At 39.3% G+C, this 19,610-nt stretch carries 18 protein-coding genes and 1 pseudogene; 6 read left to right on the top strand and 13 right to left on the bottom strand.

The window, feature by feature from the left end; genetic code table 11:
- Together J3U23_RS08210 and J3U23_RS08205 are read left to right on the top strand one after the other, a co-directional pair.
- Positions 1 to 912, top strand: a pseudogene (locus tag J3U23_RS08210) (hypothetical protein); the annotation flags it as partial.
- Positions 913 to 1,662: 750 nt separating this feature from the next.
- Positions 1,663 to 2,946 (top strand): hypothetical protein, encoded by a 1,284-nt coding sequence (locus J3U23_RS08205; protein ID WP_267338985.1) that lies wholly within the window; start codon positions 1,663 to 1,665, stop codon positions 2,944 to 2,946.
- Positions 2,947 to 3,287: 341 nt separating this feature from the next.
- On the opposite strand, the gene ilvA is transcribed toward J3U23_RS08205, so the two are convergent.
- The 5 genes from ilvA to ilvG form a co-directional block, all read right to left on the bottom strand.
- Complete coding sequence (ilvA, locus tag J3U23_RS08200; protein WP_267330676.1) at positions 3,288 to 4,820, bottom strand: threonine ammonia-lyase, biosynthetic; 1,533 nt, start codon at positions 4,818 to 4,820, stop codon at positions 3,288 to 3,290.
- A 1-nt stretch (position 4,821) separates the two neighbouring features.
- Positions 4,822 to 6,672: a dihydroxy-acid dehydratase gene (ilvD, locus tag J3U23_RS08195; RefSeq protein WP_065733774.1), complete on the bottom strand. Its 1,851-nt coding sequence runs from the start codon at positions 6,670 to 6,672 to the stop codon at positions 4,822 to 4,824.
- A gap of 115 nt (positions 6,673 to 6,787) precedes the next feature.
- A complete protein-coding gene (locus J3U23_RS08190; protein WP_267338984.1) occupies positions 6,788 to 7,717 on the bottom strand; it encodes a branched-chain amino acid transaminase in 930 nt (309 codons plus the stop codon).
- A 141-nt stretch (positions 7,718 to 7,858) separates the two neighbouring features.
- Positions 7,859 to 8,089 (bottom strand): acetolactate synthase 2 small subunit, encoded by a 231-nt coding sequence (gene ilvM / locus J3U23_RS08185; protein WP_065563395.1) that lies wholly within the window; start codon positions 8,087 to 8,089, stop codon positions 7,859 to 7,861.
- Between the two features lie 3 nt (positions 8,090 to 8,092).
- Positions 8,093 to 9,769 carry an acetolactate synthase 2 catalytic subunit gene (ilvG, locus tag J3U23_RS08180; RefSeq protein WP_220225781.1) on the bottom strand — a complete coding sequence of 559 codons (1,677 nt, stop codon included), beginning with the start codon at positions 9,767 to 9,769 and terminating at the stop codon, positions 8,093 to 8,095.
- Positions 9,770 to 10,221: 452 nt separating this feature from the next.
- Between ilvG and J3U23_RS08175 the strand changes: the two genes are divergently transcribed.
- The 3 genes from J3U23_RS08175 to J3U23_RS08165 all read left to right on the top strand — a co-directional run bounded on the left by J3U23_RS08175 (position 10,222) and on the right by J3U23_RS08165 (position 12,364).
- Positions 10,222 to 10,665, top strand: coding sequence for a hypothetical protein (locus tag J3U23_RS08175; RefSeq protein ID WP_065733778.1), 444 nt, complete (start codon positions 10,222 to 10,224; stop codon positions 10,663 to 10,665).
- A gap of 27 nt (positions 10,666 to 10,692) precedes the next feature.
- Positions 10,693 to 11,199 carry a hypothetical protein gene (locus J3U23_RS08170; protein WP_267338983.1) on the top strand — a complete coding sequence of 169 codons (507 nt, stop codon included), beginning with the start codon at positions 10,693 to 10,695 and terminating at the stop codon, positions 11,197 to 11,199.
- 295 nt (positions 11,200 to 11,494) lie between these two features.
- The gene (locus J3U23_RS08165) at positions 11,495 to 12,364 is read left to right on the top strand and encodes an SDR family oxidoreductase (RefSeq protein WP_065563399.1); all 870 of its coding nucleotides are present in this window, start codon (positions 11,495 to 11,497) and stop codon (positions 12,362 to 12,364) included.
- Positions 12,365 to 12,418: 54 nt separating this feature from the next.
- On the opposite strand, the gene J3U23_RS08160 is transcribed toward J3U23_RS08165, so the two are convergent.
- The 6 genes from J3U23_RS08160 to J3U23_RS08135 all read right to left on the bottom strand — a co-directional run bounded on the left by J3U23_RS08160 (position 12,419) and on the right by J3U23_RS08135 (position 18,089).
- The gene (locus tag J3U23_RS08160) at positions 12,419 to 13,654 is read right to left on the bottom strand and encodes an MFS transporter (RefSeq protein WP_267330670.1); all 1,236 of its coding nucleotides are present in this window, start codon (positions 13,652 to 13,654) and stop codon (positions 12,419 to 12,421) included.
- A gap of 265 nt (positions 13,655 to 13,919) precedes the next feature.
- Positions 13,920 to 15,032 carry a cupin domain-containing protein gene (locus J3U23_RS08155; protein ID WP_267338982.1) on the bottom strand — a complete coding sequence of 371 codons (1,113 nt, stop codon included), beginning with the start codon at positions 15,030 to 15,032 and terminating at the stop codon, positions 13,920 to 13,922.
- Complete coding sequence (locus J3U23_RS08150) at positions 15,025 to 15,807, bottom strand: YchF/TatD family DNA exonuclease (RefSeq protein ID WP_065733782.1); 783 nt, start codon at positions 15,805 to 15,807, stop codon at positions 15,025 to 15,027. The genes J3U23_RS08155 and J3U23_RS08150 overlap by 8 nt, the downstream gene beginning before the upstream one ends.
- Before the next feature lie 12 nt (positions 15,808 to 15,819).
- On the bottom strand, positions 15,820 to 16,998 hold the full coding sequence (gene lapB / locus J3U23_RS08145; RefSeq protein WP_065563403.1) for a lipopolysaccharide assembly protein LapB: 1,179 nt from the start codon (positions 16,996 to 16,998) through the stop codon (positions 15,820 to 15,822).
- A gap of 6 nt (positions 16,999 to 17,004) precedes the next feature.
- Positions 17,005 to 17,301, bottom strand: a complete 297-nt coding sequence (locus J3U23_RS08140) for a LapA family protein (protein ID WP_065563404.1) — start codon at positions 17,299 to 17,301, stop codon at positions 17,005 to 17,007.
- A gap of 74 nt (positions 17,302 to 17,375) precedes the next feature.
- The gene (locus J3U23_RS08135) at positions 17,376 to 18,089 is read right to left on the bottom strand and encodes a phosphatase PAP2 family protein (RefSeq protein ID WP_065563405.1); all 714 of its coding nucleotides are present in this window, start codon (positions 18,087 to 18,089) and stop codon (positions 17,376 to 17,378) included.
- 102 nt (positions 18,090 to 18,191) lie between these two features.
- Between J3U23_RS08135 and ribA the strand changes: the two genes are divergently transcribed.
- Positions 18,192 to 18,791 (top strand): GTP cyclohydrolase II, encoded by a 600-nt coding sequence (ribA, locus tag J3U23_RS08130; RefSeq protein WP_220225787.1) that lies wholly within the window; start codon positions 18,192 to 18,194, stop codon positions 18,789 to 18,791.
- A 75-nt stretch (positions 18,792 to 18,866) separates the two neighbouring features.
- Here the strand turns inward: ribA and J3U23_RS08125 are convergent, their stop codons facing one another.
- Positions 18,867 to 19,055 carry a 2-hydroxymuconate tautomerase gene (locus J3U23_RS08125; RefSeq protein ID WP_267338980.1) on the bottom strand — a complete coding sequence of 63 codons (189 nt, stop codon included), beginning with the start codon at positions 19,053 to 19,055 and terminating at the stop codon, positions 18,867 to 18,869.
- Positions 19,056 to 19,064: 9 nt separating this feature from the next.
- On the bottom strand, positions 19,065 to 19,580 hold the full coding sequence (luxS, locus tag J3U23_RS08120) for an S-ribosylhomocysteine lyase (protein ID WP_267338979.1): 516 nt from the start codon (positions 19,578 to 19,580) through the stop codon (positions 19,065 to 19,067).
- Positions 19,581 to 19,610: the final 30 nt, after the last annotated feature.

Here is a 19,610-nt window from a genome sequence, read left to right as displayed (position 1 = left end):
GGTACATTATCTACTCGTTACGGATTTCCTAATCGTAGTACTTTCAGTGCCCGTAGTGAGATTTATTACGTCAATCCTAAGGCTGCGCCGGTGGTTTGTTTTGCTCGGCCTAATTTAAAAAATGGTAAGCGTGGTGATGATAGGGATAACCTATCTTGGGATTTTGCTGGCCCAGCTTCGATGTGGGACCCTAATAAAGGTTTTCTCACACAAAAAACAGACCCTCGCTATTACGGTCAAAACTTTCCTACAACTGGCGGTAATGGATTGTACTTTGATTTACTCATTAGTGGTAGTAGTCAGCCATTGTCTTGGTCACCGGTTTCTCATGGTGGTATCACAGCTACAATGTCTAATCCTACTGCTACAAGCGTACGCGTTACTTTAACGGGTCCTTACGCTACCACATCCCAGCATAGTTCATCCTATCCTGGTCGTATTTCCACTCCACCTTTGCCTCAGACTTTCGAGTTGGTCGGTCGTGATAGTAATGGTACTCCTGTCGTCAAATATGGTTTTACTTTGAAGCAGTGGTTCGTCAACAGGGGTACAGAAAAATACACTTATTTTGATACCTCATCTTGGTGTAGTCGTATTGGTTATCGAGTACCTAAGGTAAAGGATTTAACTAATGCAGTTCGTATATACGCTCCTCTTATCTCTGGCGCCACCCCTTCCTCGCCGGGTAATCATTATATGCGTCATATAGGTTCAGGTTTTTTCACGGAGTGGGGCAAAATGGCCGATTACTCTGGCGTTGGCTTCGGCAAACGTGTGTACTGGACTAGTGACCTGGGTAGTAACCCGAATGGTAGTGAGCAGTTTACCGTCTACACAGACCACGGTAATGTGTATTGGTTCTACAACAACAGCCGCTACCTCTACCTCTACGTGCTTTGTGCCTATCCTTAGTTCTTATTTCTTCGTCCTTAATCCTTAGGCCGGGGTGGGGGGTGATAAAAAATAGTGTTGAGTGATTAAAAGTAAGCTGACTCAAGGAGTCAACGCGTTTAGCCATAAAAAAAGCGATTTTGCGGCTAAGCGACGTTTGAATTACCCGCCTAGGCGGGTTTATTTTTTTGTATTTTATCTCAAAAAAAGTTGAGGAACGGGGTTTTTGAAGTTTTAAATTTCACTTAAAAATTATTAAATGATCAAACTCACTAAATTTCTAATTCAAAGCCTTAAAATAAAATTTTTGAGGATCAATTGCTCTAATTTTAAAGATTTGTAACTTCGATATATTCAATTAAAACAATAGTTAAATAATTATAATTTAGATCCTTTTTAGATCCTATTTACAAAAGTTAACGTAAATGAGCGAAAAAAAGTGTTGCATCGTGTTTTTCCAATCACTATACTTTTTACACGGTTTTAGCTAAAAGGCTAAAATTTGACAGAAAAGTATAAAATTGTAAATTAATCAAAAAATTACTTGACGGGATAGTCTAAAATGCATTATAATTTTCAACAGCCAACAGCCAACAGCCAACCTGCCAAACCTATCTTTTAAATTCGTCTAAGTCCAGCACCCAGTTTAAATTTTTCACTAAAACTTATTTTTCCACGCAATCAAGTAAAATTCTGCGAATTTTCGCGCGATCCTTTTTCGGATCCTTTATTCGATCCTTTTCCCAATTATCCCGGCAGATTGTTTTTTTCGTGGTCTTTTTCCTTCCTTTTTCGGGTCACGCATTGACATCACAGACAACTAGAAATGCGATACAGGGTAGTGCACCTTATCTGACTTTCGACGGTGGTCGTACACGTGCGGTTGATACTAACGGTCTGCTTGGGATTACACTATCTAACGGAGCTAATTACACGCCTTCTAACAATTCATCATCTGCAACTCCAATCGTCTTGCCCGTTGAGGGTCAGAGTTTTGCTGATATTCGTATGTTCGTTCCTACTGATACTGATTCAGTCGCTTTGAGTACACTTATCGGTCCTCCTAATAATTATTGGGGGGATGATGATGGTGATTCTGGCGTTACTGCTACTGGTCGTTTAAGTTTATCTATCGTCGATAAAAACAATGAATCTGTATCACGTAGTACCGTTCCAACAATTTGTAAGGCACCTTATAAGGTTACGTTATCTAGTACTAACGGTACATTATCTACTCGTTACGGATTTCCTAATCGTAGTACTTTCAGTGCTAGTGATGTGACTTATTACGTCAATCCTAAGGCTTCGCCTGTGGTTTGTTTTGCTCGGCCTAACTTATTTCCTGGTAAGCTTGGTGATGATAGTCGTAATCCATCTATTGATTTTGCTGGTCCGTCTTCAATGTGGGACCCAGCTAATGGTTTTATTCCTCAGTCAACTGACCCGTTACTTTACGGTAGAAACTTTCCTACAACTGGTTCTGATGGATTGTACTTTGATTTAATCATTGGTGGTGTTAATCAACCATTGTCTTGGTCTTCTATTTCTCGGGGTGATATTACAGTTAAAATGTCTAATTCTACTGCTACAAGCGTACGCGTTACTTTAACGAATTATATTGGCATACCTACTACTTTGCCTCAGACATTCGAGTTGGTCGGTCGTGATAATAATGGTACTCCTGTTGTTAAATATGGTTTTACTTTGAAGCAGTGGTTCATCAAGCGTACTCAGAACACTTACACTTACCCTGAAACCTTATCTTGGTGTAATAGTACTGGTTATCGTGTGCCTCGCGTAAGTGATTTAACAAATTCAAATTATAATAATTTAGGTGCCACCCCTTCCTCATCTGGTAATTATTACCAACGTAGAATTGGTTCTGGTTTTTTCGCGGAGTGGGGCTTCTTGCGTATATACTCAGGCGCTAACTTCAACTACGATATACCTTGGACTAGTGACGCGGTTCGTAGTCGCCAGTTTTTCGTGAACGTCTACGGTTTTGTGTATTTGTCCGACTTCAGATACGGCCTTGTGCTTTGTGCCTATCCTTAGTTCTTATTCCTTCATCCTTAATCCTTAGGCCTTAGGCCGGGGGTGGGGGGTGATAAAAAATAGTATTAAGCAATTAAAAGTAAGCTGACTCAAGGAGTCAACGTCGTTTAGCCATAAAAAGCGATTTTGCGGCTAAGCGACGCTTCAATTACCCGCCTCGGCGGGTTTATTTTTTAGGTATTTTATCTCAAAAAAAGTTGAGGAGCGGGGTTTTTATTGATATGGCTAAAATTAATCTAATCTTTTTATCAATAATAAAATAGCATGGTTAATAATTAGTTAATCGTTAATCAATAATGTTTTGAGACAAAATCCGCCCCTGATTGGGGGGGGCGGTTGAATTATTTACCGGTTAAGAATAGTTTAAGTGAAGGATTTTCTGTTTCGTTATGGAATCCGTAATCCAATTCAGTTAAATGTTTGGTAAAGGTGCTATGGCTGGCGTTGTCGATTTCAAAGGCGGCTAGCACGCGACCATAATCGGTGCCGTGGCTACGGTAATGGAACATTGAGATATTCCAATTGGTACCCAAGGTTTGTAAGAATTTGAGTAGTGCGCCTTGTGATTCAGGAAATTCAAAGCTGTAGACTTGTTCATTAATCGGTTGGCACGGTTTGCCTCCAATCATGTAACGGACATGCAGTTTTGCCATTTCGTCATCGGTTAGATCAACAACTTGATAACCGGCTGCGGTCAGTTCTTGCATGATTTCGTCTTTTTCGTTGCTTTTGGCAATTTTAACGCCAACAAACACGCAAGCTGATTTGTCGTCATGATAGCGGTAGTTGAATTCGGTCACAGCACGACCACCGAGCAATTGGCAGAATTTGAGGAAGCTGCCTTTTTGTTCTGGAATCGTGACCGCTAACAGGACTTCGCGTTTTTCGCCTAGCTCGCAACGTTCTGACACGTAGCGTAGGTTGTGGAAGTTCAAGTTGGCGCCGGATAGAATATGGGCTAAGTTTTCGCCACAGATGTTGTTTTGTTCAACATATTTTTTCATTCCCGCTAACGCCACTGCGCCAGACGGTTCAGCAATGGCGCGCACATCGTCAAATAGATCTTTAACGGCGGCACAAATTTCGTCACTATCGACAGTGATTATGTCATCGATATATTGCTGACAAAGTCTAAATGTTTCGTCGCCAATTCGTTTAACCGCGACGCCTTCAGCAAATAAGCCCACGCGATCAAGGTCAACGGGATGACCGGCAATAAGTGCTGCTTTTAGGCAAGCATCGTCTTCAGGTTCAACCGCAATGACTTTAATTGATGGCATGATTTGTTTGATTAATACGGCAATACCGGCTGCAAGCCCTCCACCCCCAACGGGGACAAAGATGCGGTCAAGTTTGGCATTTTGTTGCAGTAGTTCCATGGCGATACTGCCTTGCCCTGCTATGACAAGGGGATGGTCGAAAGGGGGAATAAATATACGGTTTTGTTCTTTGGCTAATTCCATTGCTTTGGCTTTGGCTTCATCAAAGTTGGCTCCATAAAGTAGCACTTCTCCACCAAATCCTTTTACCGCTTCGACTTTAATATCTGCTGTTGTTAATGGCATGACAATGAGGGAATTGATGCCTAATTTTGTGGCTGAAAACGCGACACCTTGCGCATGGTTGCCGGCTGATGCAGCAATCACGCCACATTTTCGTTCTTCCGGCGTTAGGCTGGCAATCATGGCTTGCGCGCCCCGTATTTTGAAGCTGTGAACGAGTTGGCGATCTTCTCGCTTAACAAACACTTGGTTTTTTAGGCGAGAGGAGAGTTTTTCCATATGTTCTAGTGGTGTCACTTGAGCGACATCGTATACCGCACTACATAGCGTGGCTTTTAGATAATCAGCGCCGGTTAGTTTGTTATTATTCACGTTAACCACCTAATTTACTTTTATCACGCACCGCACCTTTGTCAGCACTGGTTGCTAAGCTTGCATAAGCTTTTAGTGCGTATGAGACATAACGGTTACGGTTATGAGGTGTAAAGGCTTTATCACCGCGAGTGAGTTCAGCTACGCGACGACGTTCTAATTCATCTTCAGGTACGAGGATGTTTAATTTTCGATTTGGGATGTCGATATCAACAATATCACCATCTCGAACTAAACCAATCACGCCACCGTTGGCGGCTTCTGGCGATATGTGACCAATGGATAAGCCTGATGAACCACCAGAGAATCGACCATCGGTAATTAATGCACAAGCTTTGCCAAGACCCATTGATTTTAGGTAGCTGGTTGGGTAGAGCATCTCTTGCATCCCTGGTCCACCTTTTGGTCCTTCATAGATGATGACGACTACATCACCTTCAACGACTCGTCCACCTAAGATTGCATCAACCGCATCTTCTTGGCTTTCATAGACTTTAGCTGGGCCGCGGAAGACTAAGTTTTCAGCTGCAACACTTGCCGTTTTAACGATTGCGCCATCTTCGGCTACGTTTCCGTATAGGGTTGCTAGTCCGCCATCTTGGCTGTAGGCATGAGCTTTGTCGCGGATACAGCCGTTTTGGCGATCGTCATCAAGCGTATCCCAGTAACAATCTTGTGAGAAAGCTTTGGTAGTGCGAATACCTGCTGGGCCACTGCGATACATTTTTTTGACTTCTTCGTCAGTGGTTTGGGTGATGTCGTATTTTGCAAACGTTTCTTGTAAGTTTAGACCAAGCACGTTGTGGACATTGCGGTTAAGTAATCCGGCTTTGTCCAGCTCTGATAATATGGAGACGACACCACCAGCGCGATGCACATCTTCCATATGATAGATAGCTGTACTTGGCGCTACTTTACATAGGTGAGGGACTTTGCGTGATAGTCGGTCAATGTCTGACATGGTGAAGTCGATTTCACCTTCTTGTGCAGTGGCAAGTAAGTGCAATACGGTATTGGTTGAACCCCCCATGGCAATATCGAGCGACATGGCATTTTCGTAGGCCGCTTTGGTGGCTATTGATCGCGGTAAGTACGAATCATCATCCTGTTCGTAATAACTTTTGGTGATTTCAACAATGCGTTTAGCGGCATTTAAGAAGAGTTTTTCACGTTGTTTGTGTGTCGCAACCAGTGAACCATTACCCGGCAATGATAAACCTAATGCTTCGGTTAAGCAGTTCATTGAGTTAGCAGTAAACATGCCTGAGCATGAGCCGCAAGTTGGACAAGCCGACTGTTCAATTGCTTCACTATCAGCATCACTAACATTTGGATTGGCACTTTGGATCATGGCATCAACTAAGTCGAGTTTGATGATTTTGTCAGATAGTTTGGTTTTACCCGCTTCCATCGGTCCGCCTGATACAAATATAGTTGGGATGTTTAGACGTAGTGACGCCATTAACATGCCGGGGGTGATTTTGTCACAGTTTGATATGCAGATCATGGCATCGGCGCAATGGGCGTTAACCATGTATTCAACGGAATCGGCAATCAGTTCTCGTGAGGGTAGTGAGTAAAGCATACCGCCATGCCCCATGGCGATACCGTCATCGACAGCAATTGTGTTAAATTCTTTGGCAATGCCACCACACGCTTCAATTTCTTTTGCTACCAGTTGACCAATATCTTTTAAGTGAACATGACCCGGTACAAATTGTGTGAATGAGTTAACCACCGCGATAATGGGTTTACCAAAGTCTTCATTTTTTACGCCTGTTGCACGCCATAAAGCGCGGGCGCCCGCCATGTTGCGACCTTCAACCGAGGTTGCTGAACGATATCTAGGCATTTGTTGCTCCCAATTTTTTTTATGCAAGCGACCGATTTCTTTCGGTACGTATTTCTATGATTAATAAATCGTTAAATAATGACGACACCGCAGTTTTTGCTGCGGTGTTTTTATTTTATTTAATTGGATCTAACCAACCGTATTTGTCTTCAGTTTTGCCATTGAATAATCCGAAGAATGTTTGTTGGATTTTCTTCGTGATTGGGCCACAACGACCAATACCAACTTGGATTCGGTCAACACTACGTACTGGTGTGATTTCGGCAGCGGTACCGGTCATAAATACTTCATCAGCTAGATAGAGTGATTCACGTGATAGAGTTTGTTCACGTACTTCAATGCCTAGATCATGTGCAAGTTTGATGATTGCATCACGGGTGATACCAGGTAGTGCTGATGATGATAGTAATGGGGTAAATAATATGCCATCTTTGATGATAAATAGGTTTTCGCCAGAACCTTCAGAAAGCTGACCGTTTACGTCTAATGCGATGCCTTCTTGGAAGCCATTAGCTCGCGCTTCTGATCCGATAAGAAGTGATGATAAGTAGTTACCACCCGCTTTAGCTGCTGCTGGGATAGTGTTTGGTGCAAAACGGTTCCATGATGATACCATTGCGTCAATACCTTGTTCTAACGCATCTTCACCAAGGTAGGCTCCCCATGGGAATGCTGCAATCATGACATCAGTTTTGTAACCAGCAGGAGGAATGACGCCCATACCCACATCACCAATAAAGACTAATGGGCGAATGTATGCACTTTTTAGGTTATTTTTTTTGATGACTTGGCGAGTTGCTTCCATGATCTCTTCAAGAGAATAAGGGACAGGAAAACGATAAATTTTGGCTGAGTTGAGTAAGCGTTGTGCGTGTTCTTTATGGCGAAAAATTGCTGGGCCGTTGTGAGTTTCATAACAACGAACACCTTCAAATACTGAAGTTCCATAGTGTAGGGCGTGTGACATTACGTGTATTTTTGCATCAGCCCATGGAACCATTTCGCCATTTAGCCAAATATAATCAGATTTTGCTGTAGTACCCATTTTTTGTTTTCCTCTTAAATTTACTTTTATTAAGCATGTATTTTGCTTTTATTAATTTGTGCATTATACATAACTTTGTTTAACTGCTATAGTTTATTAATTTAATTTGTCTTTTTTACAAAAGAATCTATTTGTTCTTTACTACGCTACCGTTATTACATCCTCCAATTTAGTAATTTGGTTTTGCAGTGACGATAGCGTTCGTTCGGTTGTTAATGTCAGTGTCAAGGTGAATAATTGATTGTCAATTGATTGCATTTGCATCTGTTCGATATGGCCTCCACGGTGGCGAACAACGCGTAAAATGCGTTCAAGTGAACCCAATTTATCATTGGCAGTTATGGTAAATTGATGTGTCGCTTTTTGATTCATCACTTACTCCTTGTTGCTTTTATCTAACATGTTTTCGTTTGCCGCGCCCGGTGGTACCAGTGGCCATACGTTTTCTAGCTCATCGATACATACGTGCAGTAGATAAGCACCTTTCGAATTGAATAGGTTATCGAGTGCGCCTTCGATTTCCGATTTTTTGCTGATGGTTTGCCCTGGTATATCAAAGGCTTTGGCTAGCATTAAAAAGTCGGGGTTATCTGATAAGTTGGTTTCGCTATATCTTTCATTAAAAAATAGCTCTTGCCATTGCCTTACCATGCCTAGGCGTTGGTTATCAATAAGAACGATTTTGACGGGTAATTTTTTGCGTTTAATCGTTGTTAATTCTTGTACATTCATCATGAATGAGCCGTCACCCGATACGCAAATTACCATGTCGTTTGGTCTAGACATTTGTGCGCCAACTGCCGCTGGTAATCCAAAGCCCATAGTGCCAAGCCCACTTGAGGTAATAAAGTTTTGTGGGTGGGTAAAGGACATGTGTTGCGCTGTCCACATTTGGTGCTGACCTACGTCGGTGGTGATGACGGTGTTAGCTGGTTTGCGCTCAGAAATGCGTTTGAGCAGTGCTGGCGCATAAATGGCGTCACCCGGATGATCATAACGTGTTGGATGCTGGGCTTTCAGTTGTTTTATTTTGTTATGCCAGTCATCAATTGAGACCGTTTGGTTAAGCATCGGTAATACGTGTTTAATATCACCTTGTAAACCTAAATGGGTTTGGCGTAGTTTGTTGATTTCGGACTGATCAATATCGACATGGATCACTTTTGCATGTTTAGCAAATTCGTTAAGTTTGCCAGTAACGCGGTCGTCAAATCTAACCCCTAAAGCGATCAGTAAGTCACACTCTTGTACGGCTAAGTTAGCCGCTTTGGCGCCGTGCATCCCGATAAGCCCTAAGTAATAAGGGTTGTTCAGGTCAGCAACGCCAAGTCCTTTTAAAGTCGATACGCTAGGGATTTGGGTTAGCGTCATAAATTCGCGTAGCTCATTGATAGCACCAGAAAGCCCAACACCGCCACCAATATAGAGCATCGGTTTTTTGGCTTGGCAGATCATTTGTTTGGCTTGTTTTATCTCGTCAGGTGAGATTGGATAGAGTTGAGCATTATCAGAAGGCGTTTTTATGGATGTTGGCGTTAAATAGGTTTGGTAATCATGGTCGGCAAGCTGTATATCTTTCGGGATGTCAATTAATATTGGTCCCGGCCTGCCCGAATTGGCTAAGTTGAAGGCCTCTTGTAAGGTATTTGGCAACTGGGTGGCATCATCTATTAAATAACTATGTTTGGTGCACGCTAAAGATAATCCTAAAACGTCAACTTCTTGGAAGGCATCAGTGCCTATAAGTGTCGTTGGAACTTGGCCGGTTAGTGCGATAATTGGTACAGAATCAATTAATGCATCGGCAAGGCCGGTAATTATATTGGTTGCACCGGGGCCTGATGTGGCAATGCAAACGCCAATTTTGCCGGTGGCACGGGCATAACCAATGGCTGCCATGGCTGCGCCTTGTTCGTGACGGCAAAGTACGTGTTCAATTCCGCCATCATAAAGCGCATCGTATAGAGGCATAATTTGACCACCAGGATATCCAAAAACGGTAGTAATGCCTTTTTCTTTTAAGGTTTTTACAATCCACTGTGTTCCTAACATTCATTCCTCACTTTTTGCTTAGCCATTTGTTCAAAAAAAAACCCCCGCTTTTTTGTGGCGGGGGTTTTGAAATATGATGACCATATATTTAACTCAAAAGACGCCCCCGCGTTGGAATAATGACCACGCTAATGTTAATGAGGACGACGACGATGAGTGAAAAGTTCATTTGTAATTATTTCGTTAATTTTTTAAAAATATTTATCCAAAATACTCGTTTTAAAAAAAAGTGCAACAATTTTTTTGTTGTTTTTTTTAAAAGCATCATCAATTCATTTATATGTTCGTTAAAAAAAGTTGAGGAGCGGGGTTTTTGATGATTTAGATAGGATTGTTTTGGCTTTTTAATGAAGGTTGGTGTATAACTATTCTTCATCTTCCCTAAATTGCTTTGAGCATTTTTTAACTCTTTATTCATAATTACTATTTATTACGTTATGTGAGATATCATTATGAAAATATTTAAATTGCTAGCGTTTTTTGTAGTGAGTTTTTTGCTGTTAAGTTGTGATAATGCTAAAAAAAATACCCCAGTTGAAAATGATTCCCTTGCAGCAATACAAAATTCGATGATTGAGCCGATGAAAAAAGCCTTACCCATTGAGGTTGATGAGTTAACGACTTTGGTTGGCGTTGAGAAGGATAAGGATCGTAATATCATCAATTATCAATATGATGTTAAAAATACGCCAGAGCATACGATGTTGTTACCCAGTACGCTCGATACGATTCGCCAAGCACTTTTTACTGCTTATTGTGAAAATACGGAGGATATGCAACAATTGAAAACGGCGTTCCCGGATGGGGCATACTATCATTATTTTATTGATAATAAAGAGATTGTTGTGGTTGAATTAACGCCAGCTGATTGTCAGACAAAAGGTAGTCGGCAATAGCTTCTATTGATTATGGATGAGTGAAGAATGATAACAATTATTTTTTTATTGCTGCAATTAAGTTTTGAGTATTCACAGTATAGCAATGATGGGATTGTTAAGCTTGTGGACACTATTGGTACTGAAAAAACCCAAAGATTAATACAACTCATCGATGAATATCCTGATAAAAAGGACCTAGATTTCGATAATAAGACTGATGAGTCCGATTATTATAGAGAGGCAGCCATCAGCGTAGTTAAAAAAATCTTACCCATCACTTTAGATGAATACACAACTTTATCCGATGTTAACGCTGAAGGTAATGTTGTCGTTTATAAATATGAAATTAATGGGATCACTCCAGACGAATTTCTTTTACCCGATATTAGGGAATTGGTTACAAAGGCTATTGTTGAATCTTATTGTTCCGATTCACCTCAAATACGTAAATTGAAGAAATATTTTAATGAGGGGGCTAAATATACGTATTACATTGATGGTAAAAGAATTCTTATTGTGGATGTTACGACTGATTGTTCTTTCAAAAAATAGCTATCATTAATTCTGCATTACTAGCTTAATGTATATTTATTTGTTACACTGTGTTTGGTGTTTAATTTTTCACCCATCATGGTTTTAGCATTTGTTGTTTTTGTCCTCGCTAAACCATCCAAGTATGTTATTTTTCTCGTTATCAATGATTTTATTTTTCACAGTATAGTTAATTGAATTAATTAAGTATTTTAACGATATAAAATATACTCGACAATAGGATTTTGTGATTATTAATTGATTCTATTATGTTAAATTTGAATTTAAATGCATGTTTAACTTAGGAGAATATTGTATGAGTAACCATAAATATTATCATGAGAAATTTCCTAAACAAAAACAAAATCCCCCTGGTTTGCAATATGAGATGAAACCAGTTCCTGATTGTGGTGAGGAAAGTTATCAAGGTCATCAACGTTTAGAAGGTCTAAAAATGTTGGTGACCGGTGGTGATTCAGGTATTGGACGCGCAGCAGCTATTGCTTATGCAAGAGAAGGTGCTGATGTTGCAATTAATTATTTACCAGCAGAACAAAAAGATGCTGAAGATGTGGCTAAAATCATTGAGTCTGCGGGTCGAAAGGCTGTGCTTATCCCTGGTGATTTAAGCGATGAGTCATTTTGTAAAAAATTAGTTGAAGAAGCGCATAAAAAATTAGGTGGACTTGATAATTTAACCTTGGTGGCTGGTAAGCAAACTGCGGTAGAAGATATTATGCATTTGTCTACTGAGCAAATCAAAAAAACGTTTGAAATTAATGTGTTTTCACTATTTTGGGTAACTAAAGCGGCATTAGGTTATTTAAAATCTGGCTCGACAATTATTACCACTTCTTCTGTACAAGCTTATCAACCAAGTGGCAATTTGTTGGATTATGCTTCAACCAAGACAGCGATTATTGCATTTACTCGTGGCTTATCTGCTCAATTAGGTAGTAAAGGTATTCGGGTAAATAGTGTAGCGCCAGGTCCGGTTTGGACACCGTTACAAATTTGTGGTGGCCAGCCAAGCGAGGCGATTCCTGAATTTGGTAAACAGACTCCATTACAACGTGCAGGACAACCGGTTGAGCTTGCGGGTGTTTATGTGCATTTGGCATCGGAAGAGTCAAGCTATACCACTGGTGAAGTTTATGGTGTTACTGGCGGTATGCATATCAATTAATTTGAGGTAAACATGATTTAGAAAGGGCTTTTTAAGCCCTTTTTTTATATATCGCTATTCTAATGCTTTGCCTTTGGTTTCTGGTATTAAGAATATAAAGGCGGCAGCGGATAATAAGTAAGCGCCTGATAGTAGTGCTAATGCATAACTGATTGAGTAGATGGTTGCTAAGTAAGCAATCAGTACTTGCGATACGCCAGCAATCCCACGACCGACATTAAATATAATGTTTTCAGCACTTGAGCGCGCATCAGTCGTGTAGTGTTCAGCTAGTAATGCACCATATCCACCCATCATGCCGTTCACAAAAAAGCCAATCACTGAGCCAAATAGAATTAAAATGGCAACCTCTTTTTGTTGGAAGTAGAACCAGATTGATACGGCGGAAATCAATAAAAATACGATGTATGAAGGTCGGCGTCCAAATTTGTCACATAACCAACCAAAAATTAAGATCCCTAATGACATGCCGATAGTTGTTGAGATAGTCCAAAACATGGTGTTTTTGAAAGGTAAGTGATATTCAGAAGCGATCATGTTTGGCATCCAAACCATTATGCCATAAAAGCCAAAATTTTGTACTGCACAGGCAATGGTTAATCCGATAGTTGTTGCGGTGATTCTCGGGTTTTTAAATAGTTTGCCTATGGCAATTTTGTTTTTATTTTGGTCTTTTAGATTTTGCCAGATTTCAGGCTCTTTAAGTCCTTTACGCGTCCAAGCAACAAATAGCGCTGGTAATACTCCCATCGCAAATGCCCAGCGCCATCCGTGTGCTTCACCAATAAAATTGACAGTTAGTGTTGCAAGGATGATACCGGCTTGGAAGCCTAGTGCGACAATTGAGGTTGCCCTTGAGCGCTTGTGCTTTGGCCAGCTTTCCGAAACTAAAGTCATGCCGATACCAAATTCACCACCTAGACCCAGTCCACTTAGAAAACGAAAAATGAGGAAGCATTCATAATTAGGTGAGATAGCACAAAGACCGGTGAATAATGAGAAGATTAGGATTGTCCATGAAAATACTCTGACTCGTCCATATTTATCAGCAAGAATTCCAAAAAAGATTCCGCCTAATACGGCCCCTAATAATGTGCCTGACGTCAAGGTGCCAAGGTCAGCTTTAGTTAGGTTGAAGGTGACGGCAATTAGGCTAAAACAGACACCTAAAATCATCATATCTAAGCCATCTAATGCATAACCTACTGTTGATGCAAATAGGGTTCGTTTTTGATAGGGGGTAGTTTGTTCACTTTCAGCGTGCTCGGCCTGGTTTACGTTCGTGTTCATGTTTACCTCAAGTTATTTATAATGGATAAGCATTTATTATTAAATGAAGGCGGGAATTTAAAACGGGGGCAAGTATATACTTAAAAATGATAAAAATCCAAATGAAAAGCTGAAATTGGCGGGTTTTATTTTGTTTATTTCTATTTTGGCGAAATTATTCGACTAATTCTGATAAATATCTAATTTTTGAGACAAATTAGCCGATAATTTCACCATTTTGTGGTTTTTTCGATGACTTTTTTAGTCAATAGTTTTTGAGCAAAATTTACTCTTCGTCAAAATACCAGTAACCAAGATTAACAAATTTCAACATGACATTTAGGGTTTGTTCATCTTGTAATTGTTCGTAGTAAAGTACATCGGTTTCACATAATAGGTCGATGGTTTCCATGGGTAGTGGTATTTTTTTACCGTTGATATAAGCCGTATCCTCTATTTTTACAATACGTATACTTGGTACACGATAGAGTTCAGCGCCAGATTTTAGGATTTCTTCAAATTCATCTAGCTCATATGAGGGATCAACCGGAATGATGTTGAGATCATGCATAGGAATAGTGATGTGTTTACCAAACCAGTCATTGAATAAGTCTGGGTTTTTGATAAGGTCGATCATTTGCCCTTGTAGTTTTTTTAATTCATATGGTTGGATTCGATAAGGATCATTTGGTAATTTTAAGTCTGGGTCTTGATAGAAGATGCCATTGGGTAAGTTATCAATCACATAATCAGCAAAACCACTGAGTAGTTCTTGTGATGTTTGAGTTCTAAATCCTACGGAGTAACTGAGCGATTCTCCAATTGATACCCCATTATGTGGAAAGCCAATTGGAATATATAAAATATCACCCGCAGTGATTTCTTCATCAATAATTGGCTCATAATCTTCTACATGCAGTAGCGCTTTGTGAGCACTGAACTGTTTGTAATTAGGATTACGATCACCAACCTGCCAACGACGGCAACCTTTGCCTTGGATAATAAAGACATCATAATTATCAATATGAGGTCCAACACCTGCACCTTGTGTGGCGTAGGAGATCATTAGGTCTTCAAATTGCCATTGAGGAATACATTTGAATGGTTCAACTAATGTGGCTGCTTGTTCATGCCAATGGTCAACTGCTTGTACAAGGAGGCTCCAATGGTCTTGACCTAGGTGACTATAATCGATAAATGGACCGTAGGCGGCGTCCCATATGCCGTTATTGTTGGTAACGATTCGGCTTTCAATTTCTTCTTCCATGGCAAGGCCAGCTAGTTCTTCTGGGGTGATTGGGTCGATAAAGTTGCTAAAAGCATCACGCAAGATGACCGGCTTTTTTTGCCAATAATTGGTTAAAAAATCATCCCAATCGATAGTTAATTTGTTACTCATTGAATGCCCCTTGTAAATTAAATAATTGACAAAAGTTAGTGGTTGTTTGTTTTGCAATTGTTTCTAGAGATACGCCTTTTAATGCCGCCAAGTAATTAGCCACTTCCCGAACATAAGCGGGTTGGTTTTCTTTCCCGCGATAAGGAACGGGGGCTAAATAAGGCGAATCAGTTTCAATCAATATGCGATCTAATGGAACATATCTTGCTACTTCTCGTAACGGTTCGGCATTTTTAAAGGTAATGATGCCAGAAAATGAGATATAAAAGCCAATATCTAATAAGGCTTTGGCCGTATCAATATCTTCAGTAAAGCAATGTAGTACACCGGAATAAGCTTGCTCTTCTTTTAGGAGTTTTAGGGTGTCTTGCTTGGCATTCCGAGTGTGAACAATGATCGGTTTTTTTAGTTGCTTGCCTAATTTTATATGTTCAATAAAGTTGGCTTGTTGCAATTCAATATTATCTTGTTGGTAGTAATAATCCAAACCTGTTTCGCCTAAAGCGATAACATTGTCTTCTTGAGCAAGGCGAGCAAAACGTTCGGCATCGTAGGGCTCATCATCCAAATTGAGTGGGTGAATTCCACATGAAAATGAGCACTGTTTTTGGTATGGCATGAGCATTGTTTTCATCGATTCATAGCCTGAAAGTGTGGTTGCCACGCTTAGGCAATGTTTTACCTCGTTGTTTTGTGCTTCTTGCAATACGCTATCAATCGATTTGTTTGTATAGTCCAAACTGTCTAGATGACAGTGCGAATCAATTAGAAACATATTTTACTCTTTTTAATTATCTGAATGATGTTCGAAATCTCGAACTGGTTTTATGGTTGACCATGAGCGACAGCTCGGACATAGCCAATAGAGGGTGTTAACCGTAAATCCACATTTTTGGCAACGGTAATTGGGAACTGATTTTATTTGTTCACCAACCATGTTACGAAGTAGTAATAAGCTCTCTTTAGCTTTTCCTTGTTCAGCATCGGCAACATGGTAATCCATTAAGCGATAGAATCCTTTTAGATTTGGGTGTTTTAATAATTCACGATAAAGGTAATATTGCGCTGCATCGAGTCCATTGTCTTTTTCAACAATGTCGGCTAGCATCAATTCGGCAACATTGCCAGTATCTTGTTTGACACAAATTTCGAGGAATTGTTTAAATAGCTGAGGTTGATTAAGTTTTGCGTAACATGCTTTTAATAATGGTAACGCTTCACCGATTAATGCTTTATCTTGATTTAATATTTGTTGGAAAGACTCGATTGCTTGTTCAGCTTTATCTTGCGCCATAAATACTCGCCCAAGCATTAATGATGTTCGTGCACAATTAGCGTCCGCAGCCGCTGATTTTTTTAGTAAAGTGTAAGCTTGATCCAAATCATTATTAGCAATAGCGATGGCAGCAAGCTCACAATAAAATTGGGCTATTTCGATTTTGTATTTTACATTGCCAAGTTTGACCAGTCTGGTGGCAGCGTTAATTGCGTTATTCCATTCGCTAGTTGATTGATATATGATTAGCAGTTGTTGTAGGGCATGTTGTTGAAAGTCTTCTTCGTCGATTAGCTGTAAAAACATCTCTTCTGCGCGATCGTAAAAACCTGCCACCATGTAATCTCGACCAAGCTGTTGAATAGCTAATAGTCTTTGTTCAAAGGTTAATGAGGCGCTTTCCATTAATGCTTGGTGAATACGTATTGCGCGGTCTACTTCGCCTCGTGAACGGAATAAGTTACCTAAGGTAAGATGGGCTTCAAGTGTGCCTTCATCTTCTTTTAACATGTCAAGGAAGAGGTCAACAGCCTTATCTTTTTGGTTTGACAAAAGAAAGTTTAGGCCATCTACATATTCTCGAGATAGTCGGTTAGATTCATTTAAATATTTTTGTTTGGCATTTCTATCGCCCATGTACCAGCCGTATCCGGCTGCTATGGGTAGTAATAGAAATAACAATTCAAACATAATTACCTATTTTTCTAATTTGGTTAAATTTTGATGCGTATTTTCATCATATTTTTTCTGTAATTTATTTAGTTTACGTTTTGTTGATGAGTGTTGGAATTTTGATTTTAGGAAGTAAATTCCAGTTAATATCCAACCAACTAAAAAGCCTGAACCAAATAAAATAGCAAGTAATACCGATAACCTAACTTCTGTTTTAGCAATTAAATAGTTGAAGGTGACTAATTGGTTATTAGCTGAACCTATTGTTATCGATATGGCGAAAATAAGAATTATCAATAAAATTGATATCACTAATTTCATAATTTTAACCTTTTTATTTTATTAAAAATCTCTAAATAACTAAAATTTTTTTGTAAAATTTGTTGTTTATAAAATCATCTGACTACTATATTCCATTTTCTAGCATAAAAACAGCTTATTAATGCAATTAACCAAGCAAGAACAACGCCTAATATCAGGTCATAAGCCGAATGCATACCCAATAATAGCCGACTTGTTTCAATCAGTGTTGACCAGACTACGATGGCGGTCACAATTATAAAATGTCGTCTAAAACTAAGTAATGTTATTGCTAAAAAAGCCCATGTTGCTGCAAATAATGTATGTCCAGATGGAAAAGCATAGCCTGTTTCTTGTTGCCAATGTTTTGACAACCAAGATGGTATTGTAGTTGTATTAGTCAGTAGCTGTTCTATGTTGGCTTTTCGTTCAGCTCTTGTTTGGGAATAAAATTGTTTGTCGCTAAAATGATACTCTTTAGCTAACCATAGAACATATGGTCTTGATTCAGCTGTTTGTTGTTTGATTAAACTTTTAATGATTTGTCCACCCAACATTGCGCTGACTAAAATTAACAATATAACTAAGATATTTTTTTTATTGGCCAATAGTAGACAGAACAGTAGAAAAAATAGTCCTGATGTGATTATTGCCCAAGGATAACTTGCTGTTTCGGTTATCCAAAAGAAATATTCTGATGAATTATTAAGTGCTGACGGTTGCCAATGCCAATTTACGACTATTACAGATAACGGTATAATTAGAAATAAGACTAATGCCGCTATTGTTTTTTTTATTACTAACCCCATTTAAAAACTCAATTAAGCATAAAATTTGATTTATTTTAACATGGAAGAACGATTTGTTTTTAAAAAATCTTATCTATGTGTTTACTAAATTTGGAGATAATAATGCAATTAAAACATGTTGCACAAGCCAAACTGCCAACACCATGGGGATGTTTTACCATTGTTGGTTTTGAAGAGATTGCAACAGGTAAGGATCATGTGGCATTAGTGTTTGGTGATATCAATGATGAAACGTCAATTTTGACGCGTGTTCATTCAGAGTGTTTAACCGGTGATGCGTTATTTAGTTTGCGTTGTGATTGTGGTTTTCAGTTAGAAGCCGCGTTAAAACAAATCGCTAAAGAAGGTAAAGGGATTTTAATTTATCATCGCCAAGAAGGGCGTAATATTGGGTTATTAAATAAGATCAGAGCCTATGCCCTTCAAGATCAAGGTTTAGACACGGTTGAAGCAAATGAGCAATTAGGGTTTGCGGCAGATGAGCGTGATTTTACTTTATGTGCCGATATGTTGACGCTGTTAGGGGTGTCAAAAATTCGTCTGTTAACGAATAACCCTGAAAAGATTAAAGTGCTTGAACAAGCAGGAATTCAGGTTACCGAGCGCGTTCCTTTAGAAGTAGGGGAGAACCCGAATAATGAGCATTATTTAGCAACCAAAGCCAATAAGTTAGGGCATTTGTTGCATTTACATCGTCATTAGTTTTTCAATATTTTAAATTGTTTAACCTCAATATTTAATATTGAGGTTGATTTTTGGGGGCGATTAATCGTTTAATTAATCTTTATCGCAACGAAGCACTCCACCGTTGGCAATTTGGTCTTTAGACACTTCGTGCATGATAATTTGTACTGCTTCAGGTTTGCAGTTGAGTGTTTCGACAATTGCATTTGTTACTCGTTTAGCCATTTCACGTTTTTGTTCGATGGTGCGTCCTTCTAAGAAGTCGATAACGACATTCGGCATAAATATCTCCTAATGATTAATTGTGGCAAGTTGTGCATCAGTTAATGCGATGTCTTGATTATGGCAAATACCAATACCGAATTGTATGATTTTTTCAGCAATCGCTTTTGCTTCATCTAATGAGTGCATTGTATAAGTTCCACATTGATATTCGTTTAATTCTGGAATTTCTGATTGTGATTTTACATTTAGCACATCATGCATGGATTTTAACCAAGCATCAACTACCAACGATTCGTTAGGTTTACCAATTAAGCTCATATAAAAACCAGTACGGCATCCCATTGGGGATATATCTATAATTTCGACATTATCACTGTTTAAATGGTCGCGCATAAAGCCAGCAAATAGGTGTTCTAATGTATGAATCCCTTTTTCAGGTAATAGTGCTTTATTAGGAATGGTAAAGCGAAGATCAAATACAGTTATGTCATCACCTTTAGGGGTTGCCATGGTTTTAGCTATTCGCACAAAAGGTGCTTTCATTTTAGTATGATCGACTTTAAAACTGTCTAATAAAGGCATAATGTTCTCCTTAGTTTATAATCAAGCTAT

Origin of the sequence: Gilliamella sp. B3367 (assembly GCF_026536825.1) — a bacterium.
GTDB lineage: Bacteria > Pseudomonadota > Gammaproteobacteria > Enterobacterales > Orbaceae > Gilliamella > Gilliamella apicola_E.
The sequence above is the reverse complement of the archived record's forward strand: the minus strand, read 5'-3'. Positions and strand labels throughout refer to the sequence as shown.

Excerpts from the sequence above, each read along its gene's own strand:
- J3U23_RS08135 (WP_065563405.1), bottom strand. The coding sequence starts at position 18,089 with ATGGGGTTAGTAATAAAAAAAACAATAGCGGCATTAGTCTTATTTCTA.
- J3U23_RS08125 (WP_267338980.1), bottom strand. The coding sequence starts at position 19,055 with ATGCCGAATGTCGTTATCGACTTCTTAGAAGGACGCACCATCGAACAA.
- J3U23_RS08190 (WP_267338984.1), bottom strand. The coding sequence starts at position 7,717 with ATGGGTACTACAGCAAAATCTGATTATATTTGGCTAAATGGCGAAATG.
- luxS (WP_267338979.1), bottom strand. The coding sequence starts at position 19,580 with ATGCCTTTATTAGACAGTTTTAAAGTCGATCATACTAAAATGAAAGCA.
- J3U23_RS08155 (WP_267338982.1), bottom strand. The coding sequence starts at position 15,032 with ATGAGTAACAAATTAACTATCGATTGGGATGATTTTTTAACCAATTAT.
- ribA (WP_220225787.1), top strand. The coding sequence starts at position 18,192 with ATGCAATTAAAACATGTTGCACAAGCCAAACTGCCAACACCATGGGGA.
- ilvM (WP_065563395.1), bottom strand. The coding sequence starts at position 8,089 with ATGAATCAAAAAGCGACACATCAATTTACCATAACTGCCAATGATAAA.
- J3U23_RS08175 (WP_065733778.1), top strand. The coding sequence starts at position 10,222 with ATGAAAATATTTAAATTGCTAGCGTTTTTTGTAGTGAGTTTTTTGCTG.
- ilvG (WP_220225781.1), bottom strand. The coding sequence starts at position 9,769 with ATGTTAGGAACACAGTGGATTGTAAAAACCTTAAAAGAAAAAGGCATT.
- J3U23_RS08165 (WP_065563399.1), top strand. The coding sequence starts at position 11,495 with ATGAGTAACCATAAATATTATCATGAGAAATTTCCTAAACAAAAACAA.
- J3U23_RS08140 (WP_065563404.1), bottom strand. The coding sequence starts at position 17,301 with ATGAAATTAGTGATATCAATTTTATTGATAATTCTTATTTTCGCCATA.
- J3U23_RS08160 (WP_267330670.1), bottom strand. The coding sequence starts at position 13,654 with ATGAACACGAACGTAAACCAGGCCGAGCACGCTGAAAGTGAACAAACT.
- J3U23_RS08170 (WP_267338983.1), top strand. The coding sequence starts at position 10,693 with ATGATAACAATTATTTTTTTATTGCTGCAATTAAGTTTTGAGTATTCA.
- lapB (WP_065563403.1), bottom strand. The coding sequence starts at position 16,998 with ATGTTTGAATTGTTATTTCTATTACTACCCATAGCAGCCGGATACGGC.
- J3U23_RS08150 (WP_065733782.1), bottom strand. The coding sequence starts at position 15,807 with ATGTTTCTAATTGATTCGCACTGTCATCTAGACAGTTTGGACTATACA.
- ilvD (WP_065733774.1), bottom strand. The coding sequence starts at position 6,672 with ATGCCTAGATATCGTTCAGCAACCTCGGTTGAAGGTCGCAACATGGCG.